Genomic DNA, 14747 nt, shown 5'->3' on the forward strand with positions numbered 1-14747 from the left:
CGCTACCGGTTCTACCGGAAGCGGGCTTTTTTATTGGCTGGGGTTTTGTGGTGGGTTCTGGAGTGTTCCGCGTGGGGATCGCCCGGTGGTTGAGCGCGGCGTCGTAGTCGCAGTGACTGCGAAACTTCGACAACCGCGCAACACGCTCGCAGCTACGCACGCATCAGCCGCCACTACCGCCATGCGATCATCCATGCACACCAGCATGCGCAGCTTTGATGGCTTCTCCTGATCGCAACAGTTTCGAATCCGCCCACGTCGAGCGCGCCATCGCGCGGTTGCGTGCCGCCTCCCCGCAGATGTCCAGCGCGCTCGAAGATCCATCGTTGCTCGCACGGCTCGCGCGCGTGGCCGTGGTCAGCGATTTCGCCATCGACACGCTGGTGCGCCAGCCCGACTTGCTGCTCACGCTCGCGGCCGACGACGGCGCCACGCCGCTGCCGCCGCCGCAACTCGATAGCGAGCATCGCGCCGACTGGGGCACGCGCCTGCGCCGTTACCGCAGCGCCGGTTCCACCCGCTTGATCTGGCGCGACGCGCTCGGCCTGGACAGCGTCGAGGACACGCTCGACGGCAGCACCCATCTGGCCGAGGTTTGCCTGCGCATCGCACTGCAAGCGCTGGAGGACGAATTCGCCCAGCGCCACGGCGTGATCCGCACGCCCGATGGGCAACGCGTCGGGCTGGTGGTGTTCGGCCTGGGCAAGCTCGGCGGCGGCGAACTCAATTTCAGTTCCGATGTCGATCTGGTCTACGCCTACGAACACGACGGCAGCACCCAGTTCGACGGCCGCGACGCCGCGCGCGCGCTCGATGCGGAAACTTATTTCGCCAAGCTCGGCCAGCAACTCGCGCGCCTGCTCGACGAACTCACCGCCGAGGGCTTCTGCCATCGCGTCGACCTGCGCCTGCGCCCGTACGGCAATGCCGGCCGCGTGGCCTGGTCGTTCGCGGCGATGGAGCAGTACTTCCAGCGCGAAGGTCGCGATTGGGAACGTTACGCCTGGCAGAAGGCGCGTCCGGTCGCCGGCGATGCGCAGGCCGGCGAACGCTTCCTCGATAGCCTGCGTCCGTTCGTGTACCGGCGCTATCTGGATTTCGGCGCGCTCGACGGCCTGCGTTCGATGAAGGCCGCGATCAGCGCCGAGGTCGCGCGCAAGGAACTGGCCGACGACATCAAGCGCGGGCCCGGCGGCATTCGCGAAATCGAATTCCTGGTCCAGGCCCTGCAGCTGATCCGCGGCGGCCGCGAGGCCGAACTGCGCGGCCGTCGCTTGTTGCCGGCGCTGCGCGAACTGGTCGCGCAGCGCCAGATCAGCGAGGAGGCCGGCGCCGCGCTGGGCGAGGACTACCGTTTCCTGCGCCGGCTGGAAAACCGTTTGCAGATGCTGCGCGATGCGCAGACCCACGCCTTGCCGAGCCTGCAGGCCGATCGCGAACGCATCGCCGCCGGCCTGGACTATCCCGATTGGGCCGCGTTGCTGAGCGATCTGGAGCGCCGCCGCGAACGCATCACCGCCGAATTCGATGCCTTGCTCGCGCCGCGCCGCCGCCGCGCCGCGCCCGATGCGCTGACCGCGTACTGGAACGCGCTGCCCGAGGCCGGCGACGCGAAGATCCTGGCCGACGCCGGGTTCGACGCCGCCACCGACGCCGATGCGGTGTTGCGCGACTTCGCCCGCAGCCCCGGCGTGCGCGGCCTGTCGGATGCGGCGCGCACGCGCCTGGACCGCGTGTTGCCGGCCCTGCTGCAGGGCACCGCGTCGTCGTCGCAACCGATGCTCGCGCTCAAGCGCTTGCTCGCGCTGCTGCACAACGTATTGCGCCGCAGCGCCTATCTGGCCTTGCTCGACGAACAGCCGGCGGCGTTGTCGCGGCTGATCGAAGTGGTGTCGCGCAGCGCGCTGTTGGCCGAACGCCTGGCCTCGCATCCCTTGTTGCTGGACGAACTGCTCGACGCGCGCGTGGTCGGTCCGTTGCCGGGCCGCGAGGAGTTGCTCGCCGCCTGCGCCGAAGTCGATGGCGGCGACGACACCGAACTGACCTTGCAGGCGCTCAACGAAGTGCGCCAGTCGCTGAGTTTCCGCATCGCGATGGCGCTGCGCGACGGGCGTCAGTCGGCGCAGGACAGCGCGCGCCAGTTGGCCTGGCTCGCCGACGGCGTGGTCGCGCGGGTGCTGCGCCTGGCCGAGCAGGAAGTCGCCGCCGCGCATGGCCGGGTGCCGGGCGCGCGTTTCGCCGTGCTCGGTTATGGCAGCCTCGGCGGCGAGGAGCTGGGGTTCGGTTCGGACCTGGATCTGGTGTTCCTGTACGACCTGCCCGCGGCCGACGCGGGCGCGCAAGCGGCAGGCTCTGAAGCGGCCGGTTCTGAGCCGGCCAGCTTTGAACCGGCAAGTTCCGACGGCGCGCGCGCCCTGGATGCGCCGCGCTGGTTCGCGCGGCTGGCGCAGAAAATCGTCGCCCTGCTCGGCGCGGTGACCGCGGGCGGTCGTTTGTTCGATATCGACGTGCGGCTGCGCCCCGATGGCGCCAAGGGCCTGCTGGTGTCGTCGTTGGCGAGCTTCGCCGACTACCAGCGCGAGCGCGCCTGGACCTGGGAGCATCAGGCCTTGGTGCGCGCGCGCTTCATCGCCGGCGACGCGGCGCTGGGCCGAAGTTTCGAAGGGGTTCGCTGGCGAACGCTGGCGAGCGAGCGCGATCCGGTCAAGGTCTACGAGGACGTCGGCGCGATGCGCCGGCGCATGCGCGCCGAACTCGATCGCAGCGACGCGGCGGCGTTCGACCTCAAACAGGGCGAAGGCGGCCTGGTCGATCTGGAGTTCCTGTTGCAGGCGTTGGTGCTGCGTTACGCGCGGCGCTACACGATGGTGCGCGAAGCGCGCGATACGGCCGGGCTGATCGACGCGGTTAACAGCATCGGCGTGCTCGACGATACGATCGCGGCGTCGTTGCGGGTCGCGCATGCGACCTTGCTGTCGCGCGGGTTGGATTGCACCCTGGACCGGCGTGCGCGGCGGGTCGCTCCGGACGAGGCGGTGGAAGCGGCGCGCGCGGCGATTCGCGCGGCGGTGGTGGAGCAGGGGCTGGTGTTCGTATAAGCCTCCCGTGTTGCGCGCTGCCGGATCGGAAAGCGTCGGGGCTCAAGCCCCTCCCACAAACGACTTCGGTGCCTTCGTAAAGGGGGCTTCGGTCCCTTCATAAAAAAACGTCGGTTGCTTTCGCAATTGCGAGGGCTTTTGTGGGAGGGGCTTGAGCCCCGACGCCTTTCGCTCAGATCGCGATCAACACCCCAGCGGTGCTATTTTCATGCCCGCCCAAAAAATCCAGGATCGAACTTATGATCGACGACACCACTCGCGGCGTGATCTCGGTCTGGATGGGCACCTCCACCCAATCGCTGGAAGCCTTCAACCGCTACACCGAAGGCATGGAGTCGTCCGGCTCGGGTTGCCCCGCGCATCGCGATTTCGGCTGCGACTTCATCGACTCGGATTTCTTCGTCGCCTACGGCACCGCCGGCAACAAAGTGATTCCGGTCGAGCAACTGGTCAAGGAAGTCGGCGTCAACGCGATCCAGACCGAACAGGCGATCCTCGCGCGTTGCCATGCCTTGGGCGTGACCGAAGGCAACTCGCTGTACTACTACGATCACTGCACCTTCCACGAAGACACGCCGGGCCGGCTGTACAACGAACTGCGCTTCATCGGCAGCTTCGCCGACCCGCGCCGCCGGATTGGCTGAGGCGATGTCGGCCACACCGATTGCGTAGCTACGGATGCCCCCTGTAGGAGCGGCGCGAGCCGCGACCGCGAAACGTCACATTCGACGCAAGCATGTTTCGCAGTCGCGGCTCGCGCCGCTCCTACAGGGGGTCCTCGCGACATCGTCGATTACATGAGGGGCGGTTCGAGCGGTCGCGTCTAGCGCCGCTCCTGCAGGGCGGCCCCGTGCCGTCGTCGATTATCGAGGGTCAGTTCGATCGATAACCCGCCCGCTCAGTCCCGCAGTGCAAGCCGTTGTCTGACTTCCTGCGCCACCCGCATGGTCTCGCGCAGCGGCGCCACCGGATACGCCAGCAGCGACTGATCGAACACCCGCACCCGGCCCAGGCTCAGCAGGCTGTCGATGAAGCGCCGCGGCCGGCCGTCGACGCGCTCGACCCCGAAGGCGAACACCGGCGCGCAGGTGGCCGCGGCCTCCGACAGCATGTTGACCGAATCGGCGGTGCAGACGATGCGGTCGGCCCAGCCGAGCAGGCCGGGGTAGGGATTGGTGCCTTCGCCGGGCTCGTACCACGACACCCGCGGCAGGCGCGTCAGGCGTTCGCGCAGGCGCGCGCGGATCTCGACCGGGGTGCGCCGCGAGGTCGTCGCCAGCAGGCTGCCGCCTTCGCGTTCGAGCAAGGCCTGCAACTGCACGGCCAGGGTGTCGAACGCGGCCTGGTCGAACGCAGCATGCGCGCTCGGGCCGCCGAGCAGCAGGGCGGTGCGCGGGCCGGGCAGGGCGCCGAACGCGGGAAACGCCTTGCGCGCGCCGGCCAGCCACAGGTCGTCGACCGGATTGAGGCTACCCAGCAGGGTGATGACGTTGCCGCCGCGCAGGCCGTCGTGTTCGGGCGCGATCACCAGGTCCCAATGTGCGGGATCGATGCGCGGATCGAGAATCTGCACCGCCGCGCAGCCTTCGCCGCGCAGCAGCCGGGTGGCCAGCGCGGCCTGGCGGCCGCAGCCGATCGCCAGGCGCGGGCGCGCGCCCAGGGCGCGGACGAAGTCGGGACCGAAGGCGCGTTCGGCGCCGAGCAGCCGCCGCGGCGCCAACCAGCGCCACGGCGCGCGCGGGTGCAGGGTCCAGTCGCTGGCCGCCCGCCCCAGCGCCTGGGACAGGGCGCTGGCCTGGCGCTGATTGCCGGCATGGCCGTCGGTCAGGACCCAGGTTGCAGAAATGGGATCATTCTTCGCAGAAAAGCCGTTTCGTTGCACAGATGCAGTCAATCCGTTCCGGGAGTGGCGGTTTCGCGGTCCGACCGAGACTCTACACTTCCGTCTCCCGACCACTTTGCCAAGCATGGCAGCCCCACGGAGAAGACGATGTCCAAGGCTCTTGACGACCAGACGCTCGATCAGCTGTTCCGCACCGCCCGCACCCACAACGTGCTCGGCGGGCAGATCAGCGACGAGACGCTGCGCCAGCTCTACGACTTGGCGAAATGGGGCCCGACCAGCGCCAACGGTTCGCCGGCGCGCTTCGTGTTCGTCAAATCCGCCGAGGCCAAGCAGAAGCTTGCGCCGGCCCTGTCCGAAGGCAATCGGGCCAAGACCCTGGCCGCGCCGGTCACGGTGATCGTCGGCCACGACCTGGAGTTCTACGAAAAGCTGCCCTACCTGTTCCCGCACGACGACGCGCGCAGCTGGTTCGCCGGCAACGAAGCGTCGATCAACGTCACCGCGTTCCGCAACGGCAGCCTGCAGGGCGCGTACCTGATCCTGGCCGCGCGCGCCCTGGGCCTGGACACCGGCCCGATGTCGGGCTTCGACAACGCCAAGGTCGACGAGGCCTTCTTCGCCGGCACCAAGATCAAGTCCAACTTCCTGATCAACCTCGGCGCCGGCGACCACGCCCAGTTGTTCCCGCGTTCGCCGCGCCTGCCGTTCGACGAGGCCGCGCGCATCGACTGAGGCGTGCCGCCGGCCACGGTTTCGCGGCGTGGACACCTCGGGTTCGCACGCTTTGCGCGATAGTGCCCCGGCGAACGTTCATCCGATTTTTGTTGGTTTTTCAGCGAAACACCCCGAGCAAGTCCCTTCCCAAACCCAGATCCAGGAGTTCCCTCATGAAGCGTATCCTGCTCGCCGCCGCCCTCGGCCTGGCTTTCGCCGGCACCGCCAGCGCCGCCGCCCTGACCTACAAGATCGATCCGAACCACACCGACGTGGTCGCCAGCTGGAGCCACTTCGGCTTCTCCAACCCGGTCGCGCATTTCGGCAAGGTCGACGGCAGCATCACCTACGATCCGGCCAAGCCGGCCGCGTCCAAGGTCGAGGTGACCATTCCGCTGTCCGGCCTGGATTCGCACGTCGCCGACTTCGACGAACACCTCAAGAGCGCGGATTTCTTCGACGCCGCCAAGTACCCGACCATCACCTTCAAGAGCACCAAGGTCGAAGCGGCCGGCGCCAAGAAGCTCAAGGTCACCGGCGACCTGACCGTGCACGGCGTGACCAAGCCGGCGGTGCTCGACGTGACCATCAACAAGATCGGCGAGCAGCCGATGGCCAAGCGCGCGGCGGCCGGTTTCGACGCCACCACCACGCTCAAGCGCAGCGATTTCGGCATCGCCAAGTACGTGCCGAACGTCAGCGACGAGATCAAGATCCGCATCACCACCGAAGCGATCGTGCCCAAGCCCTGAGCCGTCGCGGGGCCGAACCGATAAACTGTTCGGCATGATCATCGAACGTCCCTCCAGCGCCCGCGGCCGCGTCCAGGCCGGCTGGCTCGACAGCCGCCACACGTTTTCGTTTGGCGGTTATTACGATCCGGCCTGGATGGGCTTCGGGTGTCTGCGGGTGATCAACGAAGACCGCGTCGATCCCGGCGCGGGCTTCGCGCCGCATCGCCACGCCAACATGGAAATCCTCAGCTACGTGCTGAGCGGCGCGCTGGCGCATCGCGACAGCAGCGGCGGGGGCGGCGTGATCGGCCCTCGCACCTTGCAGTGGATGAGCGCCGGTCACGGCGTGGAACACAGCGAGTACAACGCCTCCAAGACCGAGCCCGTGCATTTTCTGCAGATCTGGGTTCAATCCGATCGCTTGAATGCGCAGCCGGCGTACGCGCATAGCGATGCGCCGCCGGATCGCGACGGCGAGTTCGTGCTGCGCGCTTCGCGCGATGGCGCTCAGGGCGGGTTGCCGATTCGTCAGGATCTGTTGCTGTATTCGCTGAGCTTGGGCGCGGGGGTCAGTGCGCGGCGCACGCTTGAGAGTGGGCGCTGGTATTGGCTGCAGGTTGCGCACGGGCGGATCGAGGTCGACGGGCGGGTGCTCGAGGCCGGCGATGCGTTGGGGTTTCGCGAAGAATCGGGCGAGCGGGTGTTGATCGGGCTGGGCGATACGCCGGCCGATGTGCTTTGGTTTGATTTGGCTGCGGGTTGAGCGAAAGCAAAAGCAAAAGCAAAAGCAACAGCAAATCCCCCCTGGCCCCCCTTTTTCAAAGGGGGGAACCCGGTAGGTGGGGGCGTCGCGGCTGGTGGTCAGTCGGGGCCCGCAGCCACCTCACTGCAAGGTGGTGGGTTATCGGCCTGCAAACCAGGTCCTCGACCTGCGACCCGGTCCCTCGATCTGCGACCCGGTCCGTCGCCACCATCCCAACACGCCTGCCGTTGCTGTTCCCCCCTTTGAAAAAGGGGGGGCAGGGGGGATTTGCTTTTAGCTCCACCCCAACGCCAACCCACACACCGCGTGTACCCGGCCCGGCCCCCCACACTGCTAAACTGCCCGCCCGCGTCGCCATCCGTAGTCCCCCATGACCACCGCAGCCAACGCCCATCCCACCCAGGCCAGCGCCGACCTGCGCTACACCGTCACCCGCGCGGACCTGCCGCTGAGCTGCCCGCTGCCGTCAATGGCGCTGTGGAACTCGCACCCGCGCGTGTACCTGCCGATCGAAGCCGAGCGCGAATGCCTGTGCCCGTACTGCGGCTCGCATTTCACCCTGGTCGACGACTGACCCACCGGCCATGACGCCCGTGCAGCCGACCCACGCGCGCCGGCTGACGGTGATGCAGTTGCTGCCGGCGCTGGAATCCGGCGGGGTCGAACGCTCCACCCTGGAAATCGCCGACGCGCTGGTGCGCGCCGGCCATCGCGCGATCGTCGTGTCCGCCGGCGGCCGTCTGGTGCCGCAGTTGCTCGCGTCCGGCGCCGAACACATCGAACTGTCGATAGGACGCAAGTCGCCGTCGACCTTGCTGCACGTGTTCGCGCTGCGCCGGTTGTGGGCGCAGCTCGGCGTCGACCTGGTGCATGCGCGTTCGCGCCTGCCGGCCTGGATCGGCCTGATGGCCTGGCGCGGGCTGCCTGAGTCGGCGCGGCCGCATTGGGTCACCACCGTCCACGGTCTGAATTCGCCGTCGCGCTACAGTGCGGTGATGACCCGCGGCGAGCGGGTGATCTGCGTATCGAACACAGTCCGCGACTACGTCCTGCAGCATTACCCCGACACCGATGCCGACACCTTGCGGGTGATTCCGCGCGGCATCGATCCGGCCGCGTTCGCGCGCGCGCCATCGCCCGATCCGCAGGCGCGCGCCTGGGCGGCGTCCTTGCATCCGGCCTTGGCCGGCGACGGCCCGCTGCTGCTGTTGCCCGGCCGCGGCACCCGCCTGAAGGGCCATGCCGATGCGCTGACCCTGCTGGCCGCGCTGCGCGCCGACGGGCGCGATGCGCGCCTGTGGCTGCCCGGCGCGCGCGCCAGCGGACGCGAGGCCTACATCGCCGAACTCGAGGCGCAGGCGCAGGCCCTGGGTATCGAGCAGGCGATCGCCTTGACCCCGCCCACCGACGCGATCGCGCGCGCTTACGCCGCCAGCGATCTGGTGCTGCAGTTGTCGCGCAAACCCGAAGCTTTCGGCCGCACCGTGATCGAAGCCTTGTCGGTCGGCCGGCCGGTGCTGGGCTGGAACCACGGCGGCGTCGGCGAACTGCTCGCGCGCCTGCAGCCGCGCGGCGCGGTCGCCGCGTTCGATCAGCACGCCTTGCACAGCGCGGCTTGCGAATTGCTAACGCAAGCGCCCGCGCCAGTGGATACGATGGCGTTTTCCCTGCGGGCCATGCAGGAGGCCACGCTTGCCGTCTATGCCGAACTCGTCGACACCGCCTGACGCGGCCCTCGCGGCCGCGACCGGCGAGGGCGTGGCCGATCCTGCGCACTGGGCCGGCGCGCGTCCGCCCGAACCGCCGCCGGCGATCGTCGGCTGGCGCTGGGCGCCGGTGTGGATCCTGGCCTACGTCGCCTTGTTGTTCGCGCCCGGCATCGCCGAGACGGTGCTGAGCCTGGGCGCGATCACCATGCTGGTGAAGCTGGTGATGGCGCGCTTCAACACCGGCGCGCGGCTGCTCAGCGATCCGGCCTGGGCGCTGACCAGCGTGCTGTTCGCGGCCTATTGGCTGCCCGAACTGATCTCGGCGATCGACGCGGTCGATCCCGGCCGCGCCCTGCGCGAGGCGGCGGTGGACCTGCGCTATCTGCCGTTCCTGTGGCTGGTCGCGGCCGCGGTCGCGTCCGAGCAGGGCCGGCGCACGACCTTCGGCGGCCTGGCGATCATCGTCGGCATCTGGACCGTGGATGCGCTGCTGCAGGCGATCAGCGGCACCAGCCCGCTGTTCTTCGCGATCGACTCGCTCAAGTACGCGATCAACGGCCATCGCACCTGCAGCGCCGAGGAAATCGCCATGGTCGACCGGCTCGGCGGCATCCTCGGGCCGTGCAATCTCAAGCTCGGCCAGGTGATCGCGAGTTTCTCGCCGTTCGTGCTGTACGCGGCAGGTCGGCGTTTCGGTCGCGGCGGCTGGCTGGCGGCGACCGCGGCGGTCGGCATCGTGGTGGTGCTGGCCGGCTCGCGCGCCTCGTGGATCACCTTCGCGCTGGTGCTGTTGCTGTCGGGCTGGCGCGTGCTCGGCTGGAAGCGGCTGCTGGGATTGTTCGCCGCGGGGCTGTTGGCCCTGGTGGTCTTGAACCAGACCTCGACCCAGGTGCATCAGCGCCTGGACCGCACCGCGCAGATCGTCGGCGCCGATCTGGCCGGCGTCGACACCGCCTTGTCGGGACGCACCCGGATCTGGCGCGCGGCGCTGTGCATGGTCGCCGAACATCCGATCAACGGCGTCGGCGCGCGCGGCTTCCGCGAAGCGTTCCCGGCCTGCGATCCGCAGCCCGGCGTAACCACGTCCTGGGGTTACGGCCCGGCGTTGCACGCGCATCAACTGTTGCTGGAAGTGCTCAGCGAAACCGGCGCGTTCGGCCTGCTGATGTGGCTGGCCGGCGCGGCCCTGGCCTGGCGCGCGTGGACCTTCGCCGACGGCGCCGCGCGCGAACGCGCCCGGCCGGCGATGCTGGCGCTGTTGGTGACGGTGTTTCCGTTCAACACCCACCTGGCGTTCTATTCGACGTTCTGGGGCGGGCTGACCTTGCTGTTGGCGGCGCTGTATACCGGCAGCCTGCTCGCGCAACCGCCGCGGGACGCGACGGCGCTCGATACCCGTTAACCAGCGATGGTTACGGCGCCCCCTGTAGGAGCGGCGCGAGCCGCGACCGCGACATCGCGTTTACGACGCAAGCGCAAACGCCGATTGTCGATCAAGACATCGCAGCTTCGATGCAAGCGAGGTGTCGCGGTCGCGGCTCGCGCCGCTCCTACAGGGGGCGATCGCGGCTTTCGATATCTCAGGGTTGTTTCTTGTACGGCGACACCATGCCCGCCGGTCGCCGCTTGAAACGGCGGTGGATCCACAGGTACTGCGTCGGCGCCTGCCGCACCATCGCTTCGATCTGCGCGTTGACCCGCGCGCTGTCTTGCGTCGCATCGCTGGACGGAAACTCGGGCAGCGGCGCGCCGACGCGCAGGATGTAATCGGCGCCTTCGCGACGATGGAAGAACGGCACGACCGCGCAGCCGCTCAGGCGCGCGAACTGATGGGTCGCGGTGATCGTCGCCGCCGGCACGCCGAAGAACGGCGCGAACACGGTGTCCTTGCCGCGCATGTCCTGGTCCGGCGCGTACCACAGGAAACCGCCCTGCTTGAGGTGGCGCATCGCCGGGCGGATTTCCTCGTTGGTGAACATCGCCGCCGCGTAGCGCAGGCGCCCGCGCTTGACCGCCCATTCCATCACCGGATTGCGGTGCTTGCGGTACATGCCGGCCAGCGGCAGGTGATCGCACATCAGTCGGCCGCACATCTCCAGGGTCATGAAATGGCCCGAGATCATCAGCACGCCGCGTCCGGACGCGCGCACCTCGTCGAGCAATTCCAGCCCTTCGATCTTGACCGTGCGCCGCATCGGCGCGACCTCGCCCCACCACGCGCGGGCGAATTCGAAGAAGCCCACGCCCAGGTCGCGGAAGCTTTCGCGCAGCAGGATCTCGCGTTCGGCTTCGCTTTTTTCGGGGAAGCACAGCTTCAGGTTGATCCGCGCCGCGCGCCGGCGCTCGCTCGCCGCGCGCAGCGCGAATGCGCCGATCAGCGCGCCCAGGGCGCGTTGCAGGCCCCAGGGCAGGCGCGCGCCCGCGCACATCGCGGCCAGCGCGAGCCACATGGGCCACAGGCGCGGCGAGAGCAGGGACGGACGTGGGGGCAGGATCGATTCGGCCATGGCGATAGTTTATGCGGTGAGGCGATGAATGCCGCGGCATCGGCCGAAGGTGCGTACCCGGGCGCAGGTCGGTGCCGACGCACACAGGGCCGCATTCGGGCCGTATCCACGTCGCGCCCGCGCGGCGCAGTGGGCCGTGGGTCGACTTATCGCCGTCGCGGCCACCGCATCGCCGCCGCAGCCTTTATCCTTACGCCCATGCGGAAGGATTTGATCGAGCGCCTGTTGCGCGGCCTGTATTCGGTCGCGCTGTACCTGTTGGCCCCGGTCACGGTGTATCACCTGATCTGGCGCGGTTTCCGCCAGCCGGCGTATTTCCAGCGCTGGCTGGAGCGCTACGCGATCTACCGCGGCCCGGCCCAGACCCGCACTTTGTGGCTGCACGCGGTCTCGGTCGGCGAGGTCAACGCGGCGATTCCGCTGGTGAACGCCTTGCGCCGCGGCCGTCCGGACCTGCGCCTGCTGGTCAGCACGATCACCCCGACCGGCTCGGACCGCGCGCGCGCGGCCTGGGGCGATTCGGTCGAACACGTGTACCTGCCCTACGACCTGCCCGGCGCGGTCGGGCGTTTCCTGCGCCATCACAAGCCGTGCGCGGCGCTGATCATGGAAACCGAGTTGTGGCCGAACCTGTTGTTCGGCTGCCGCGATCGCGGGATTCCGGCCTACATCCTCAATGCGCGCCTGTCGGAGCGTTCGCTGCGCGGCTATCGCGCGCTGGCGCCGCTGGTGAGCCGTGCGTTGCGCACGGTGCGCACGGTCGCGGCGCAGTCGCGCGCCGACGGCGAGCGCTTCATCCAGTTGGGCGCGCGGCCCGAGCAGGTCATCGAGACCGGCAATCTCAAGTTCGACGTCAACGTACCCGATGCGCTGGAGGAATTCGCGCTGGAATGCCATCGCCATACCGGCGAGCGGCCGGTGTGGATCGCGGCGAGCACGCACGAGGACGAGGAAGCCGCGACGGTCGGCATGCACCGGCGTCTGCGCGAACGCTTTCCGGGCTTGTTGCTGTTGTGGGCGCCGCGTCATCCCGAACGCTTCCGGGTGGTCGCCGAGACCGCGCGCAGCGCCGGCTGGCAGGTGTCGACGCGTTCGCGCGCGCGCTGGCCGCAGCCGGGCGACGACGTGTTCGTGATCGACACGCTCGGCGAACTGATGAGTTTCTACGCCTGCGCCGACGTGGCCTTCGTCGGCGGCAGCCTGCAGGCGATCGGCGGGCACAACCTGCTCGAACCGGCCGCGACCGGCACGCCGATCGTCACCGGTCCGCATCTGCACAACTTCGTCGAGATCGCGCAGCGGCTGGAAGATGCCGGCGCCTTGCGCATCGGCCTGGACGCGGATGCGGTCGAAGCGGCGGTGGAGCGGCTGCTCGACGATCCGATCGAACGCGCGCAGATGATCGACGCCGGCCGTGCGCTGGTTGAATTGGGTCGCGGCGCGCTAGCGCGGACGATGGCGTTGTTGCAGCCGGCGTTGCCGCCGTTGGGGCGGTAGCGCCGGGCTCTGCGTTTTAGCTTGCGCGCTGGTTCCGCGTTTGCTGTTGCCGTTGCTTTCCCCCCTTTGAAAAAGGGGGGCAGGGGGGATTTGCTTTTGCTCTGCGCGGTTGTGTTGTTCGCAACGGTGACGGAAAAGCCAAAGCAAAAAGCAAATCCCCCCTGCCCTCCCTTTTTCAAAGGGGGGAAAGCAAAGACGCGGCAAGACCAAGTCGACGCAGTTCAGCCAAAAAAGCCGACCCGCCAAAGTCGAGCAACAACTTCGAGCAACAAAGCCGACCAACAAAAAACCGCCGGACATGCCGGCGGTTTTTTCGTATCGACAATCCGTTGCGAGTATCAACCCGCCACGAATGCATCACAGTCTGTCGCGAACGTACCCGACGAAGCGCTACCCGATCACTGCATCCCCGGCGGCGGCGCGAGGTTGGTCGCCGCGTCGGCGGTCAGCAGGCGGTTGATGTCCTGCACGTCGGCGACGTCCAGAGAACCGGCCGACTGCTCCAGCAGCAGGCGGTTTTGCAGGAAGTTGTACTTGGACTGGGCGTAGGCCTGTTGCGCCTGCAGCAAGGTGCGCTGGTTGTTCAACACGTCCAGCACGGTGCGGGTGCCGACTTCCAGGCCGACCTGCGAAGCGTCGTACGCGGCCTGCGCCGAGACCACCGCCAGGCGGCGCGCTTCGACTTCGCTGATGCCGGCGACCAGGGTCTGATACGCGTTGCGGGTGTTGCGCACCAGCAGGCGCTTCTGGCGTTCGAGTTCGTCCTGCGCGGCGTCGCGGCGGGCCAGCGCCTGACGCACGCCGGACTGGACCGAACCGCCGGAATACAGCGGCACCGACAGGGTCAGGCCGATGCTCGGGCCGTGGCTGGCGCTGCCGTTGAGCGCCTGGGTCTGGCCGCCGAAGGTGCGGTCGCCCCAGGTCGCGTTGTCGCCGTAACCGCCGCTCAGGGTCAGGGTCGGCCAGTGGCCGGCGCGCGCGGTTTCCACGCTGATGTCGGCGGCGCGCACCGCCAGTTCCTGCGCGCGCAGCGAGGGATTGCCCTGCACCGCGTTGTTGACCCAGGTCTCGACCTGCTGCGCTTCGGGCAGCGCCGGCTTGAAGTCGGCCGGCAGCGCCTTGAGCGTGCGCACCGGCTGGCCGGTGATTTCGCTCAAGGCCTGATACGAGTCTTCGACCGTGTTGCGGGTGGTGATGGTGCGCGCGCGCGCATCGTCGTACTGGGCGCGCGCTTCGTGCACGTCGGTGATCGGCGCCAGGCCGACTTCCAGGCGCTTGGAGGCGTAGTCGAACTGCTTTTGCAGCGCGGTTTCCGCCGCCTCGGCCGCGGCCAGGTTTTCCAGCGCGACCAGCACGTTGAAATAGGCCTGCGAGGTGCGGGTGATCAGCGCCTGGCTGGTCGATTCCAGGGTGAAGTCGCTGGCTTCGCTCAGCGCGTTCTGGCTTTGCAGGTTCTTGATGCTGGCGCGGTTGTAGATCGGCTGGCTGGCGCTGATCGAATAATTGCGCGAGGTGCTGTCCGATCGCACGTTGGTGCCGGGCGCGACGCCGGAGTTGGGATCGGTCGGATCGACGATGCCGTTGGCTTCGCTGTCGTTGCGGCTGCGGGTCAGGCGCGCCTCGCCGGACAGCGACGGCAGCAGCCGGGCGCGGGCCTGGATGCGGTCTTCCTGGGTCACCAGCCGGTTGGACTGCGCGGCCGACAGCACCGGGTCGCCCTGGCGCGCGAGCTCATAGGTCTGCAACAGATCTTCCGCCGACGCGGCGGCCGGCAGCAGGACGAGAGCCAGGGCAAGAGCGAGCGGACGGCGGATCATGCGGCTTCCTTGGACTTGCTGGTATTTGAGAACCCGCATGCTGGCACGCGGGTTCTTACGAG

12 protein-coding genes are annotated in these 14747 nt (G+C 68.4%); 9 read left to right on the plus strand and 3 right to left on the minus strand.

Features of this window, described 5'->3' with window-relative positions:
• Positions 1-218 precede the first annotated feature (218 nt).
• Positions 219-3098 carry a bifunctional [glutamate--ammonia ligase]-adenylyl-L-tyrosine phosphorylase/[glutamate--ammonia-ligase] adenylyltransferase gene (gene glnE, locus KME82_RS04095; RefSeq protein ID WP_215497394.1) on the plus strand — a complete coding sequence of 960 codons (2880 nt, stop codon included), beginning with the start codon at positions 219-221 and terminating at the stop codon, positions 3096-3098.
• 239 nt (positions 3099-3337) lie between these two features.
• Positions 3338-3742 (plus strand): immunity 22 family protein, encoded by a 405-nt coding sequence (locus KME82_RS04100; protein ID WP_215497395.1) that lies wholly within the window; start codon positions 3338-3340, stop codon positions 3740-3742.
• A 254-nt stretch (positions 3743-3996) separates the two neighbouring features.
• Here the strand turns inward: KME82_RS04100 and KME82_RS04105 are convergent, their stop codons facing one another.
• Positions 3997-4944, minus strand: coding sequence for a mitochondrial fission ELM1 family protein (locus tag KME82_RS04105; RefSeq protein WP_215498964.1), 948 nt, complete (start codon positions 4942-4944; stop codon positions 3997-3999).
• 144 nt (positions 4945-5088) lie between these two features.
• Here KME82_RS04105 and KME82_RS04110 point away from each other — a divergent pair, with 144 nt between their 5' ends.
• The 6 genes from KME82_RS04110 to KME82_RS04135 all read left to right on the plus strand — a co-directional run bounded on the left by KME82_RS04110 (position 5089) and on the right by KME82_RS04135 (position 10266).
• Positions 5089-5676, plus strand: a complete 588-nt coding sequence (locus KME82_RS04110; protein WP_215497396.1) for a malonic semialdehyde reductase — start codon at positions 5089-5091, stop codon at positions 5674-5676.
• A 155-nt stretch (positions 5677-5831) separates the two neighbouring features.
• Positions 5832-6410 carry a YceI family protein gene (locus tag KME82_RS04115; protein ID WP_215497397.1) on the plus strand — a complete coding sequence of 193 codons (579 nt, stop codon included), beginning with the start codon at positions 5832-5834 and terminating at the stop codon, positions 6408-6410.
• 34 nt (positions 6411-6444) lie between these two features.
• Positions 6445-7155, plus strand: a complete 711-nt coding sequence (locus KME82_RS04120; RefSeq protein ID WP_215497398.1) for a pirin family protein — start codon at positions 6445-6447, stop codon at positions 7153-7155.
• A gap of 370 nt (positions 7156-7525) precedes the next feature.
• Positions 7526-7729 carry a zinc-finger domain-containing protein gene (locus tag KME82_RS04125; protein ID WP_036111296.1) on the plus strand — a complete coding sequence of 68 codons (204 nt, stop codon included), beginning with the start codon at positions 7526-7528 and terminating at the stop codon, positions 7727-7729.
• A gap of 10 nt (positions 7730-7739) precedes the next feature.
• Entirely contained in the window at positions 7740-8882 is a 1143-nt protein-coding gene (locus tag KME82_RS04130; RefSeq protein WP_215497399.1) for a glycosyltransferase, read from the plus strand.
• A complete protein-coding gene (locus tag KME82_RS04135) occupies positions 8848-10266 on the plus strand; it encodes an O-antigen ligase family protein (RefSeq protein ID WP_252255620.1) in 1419 nt (472 codons plus the stop codon). The genes KME82_RS04130 and KME82_RS04135 overlap by 35 nt, the downstream gene beginning before the upstream one ends.
• A gap of 178 nt (positions 10267-10444) precedes the next feature.
• Here the strand turns inward: KME82_RS04135 and lpxL are convergent, their stop codons facing one another.
• Positions 10445-11371: an LpxL/LpxP family Kdo(2)-lipid IV(A) lauroyl/palmitoleoyl acyltransferase gene (gene lpxL, locus KME82_RS04140; protein ID WP_215497400.1), complete on the minus strand. Its 927-nt coding sequence runs from the start codon at positions 11369-11371 to the stop codon at positions 10445-10447.
• Positions 11372-11569: 198 nt separating this feature from the next.
• Between lpxL and waaA the strand changes: the two genes are divergently transcribed.
• Complete coding sequence (gene waaA, locus KME82_RS04145; RefSeq protein ID WP_215497401.1) at positions 11570-12868, plus strand: lipid IV(A) 3-deoxy-D-manno-octulosonic acid transferase; 1299 nt, start codon at positions 11570-11572, stop codon at positions 12866-12868.
• 398 nt (positions 12869-13266) lie between these two features.
• Here the strand turns inward: waaA and KME82_RS04150 are convergent, their stop codons facing one another.
• Positions 13267-14685: a TolC family outer membrane protein gene (locus KME82_RS04150; protein ID WP_215497402.1), complete on the minus strand. Its 1419-nt coding sequence runs from the start codon at positions 14683-14685 to the stop codon at positions 13267-13269.
• Positions 14686-14747 lie beyond the last annotated feature (62 nt).

The organism is Lysobacter capsici (genome assembly GCF_018732085.1).
GTDB lineage: Bacteria > Pseudomonadota > Gammaproteobacteria > Xanthomonadales > Xanthomonadaceae > Lysobacter > Lysobacter capsici_A.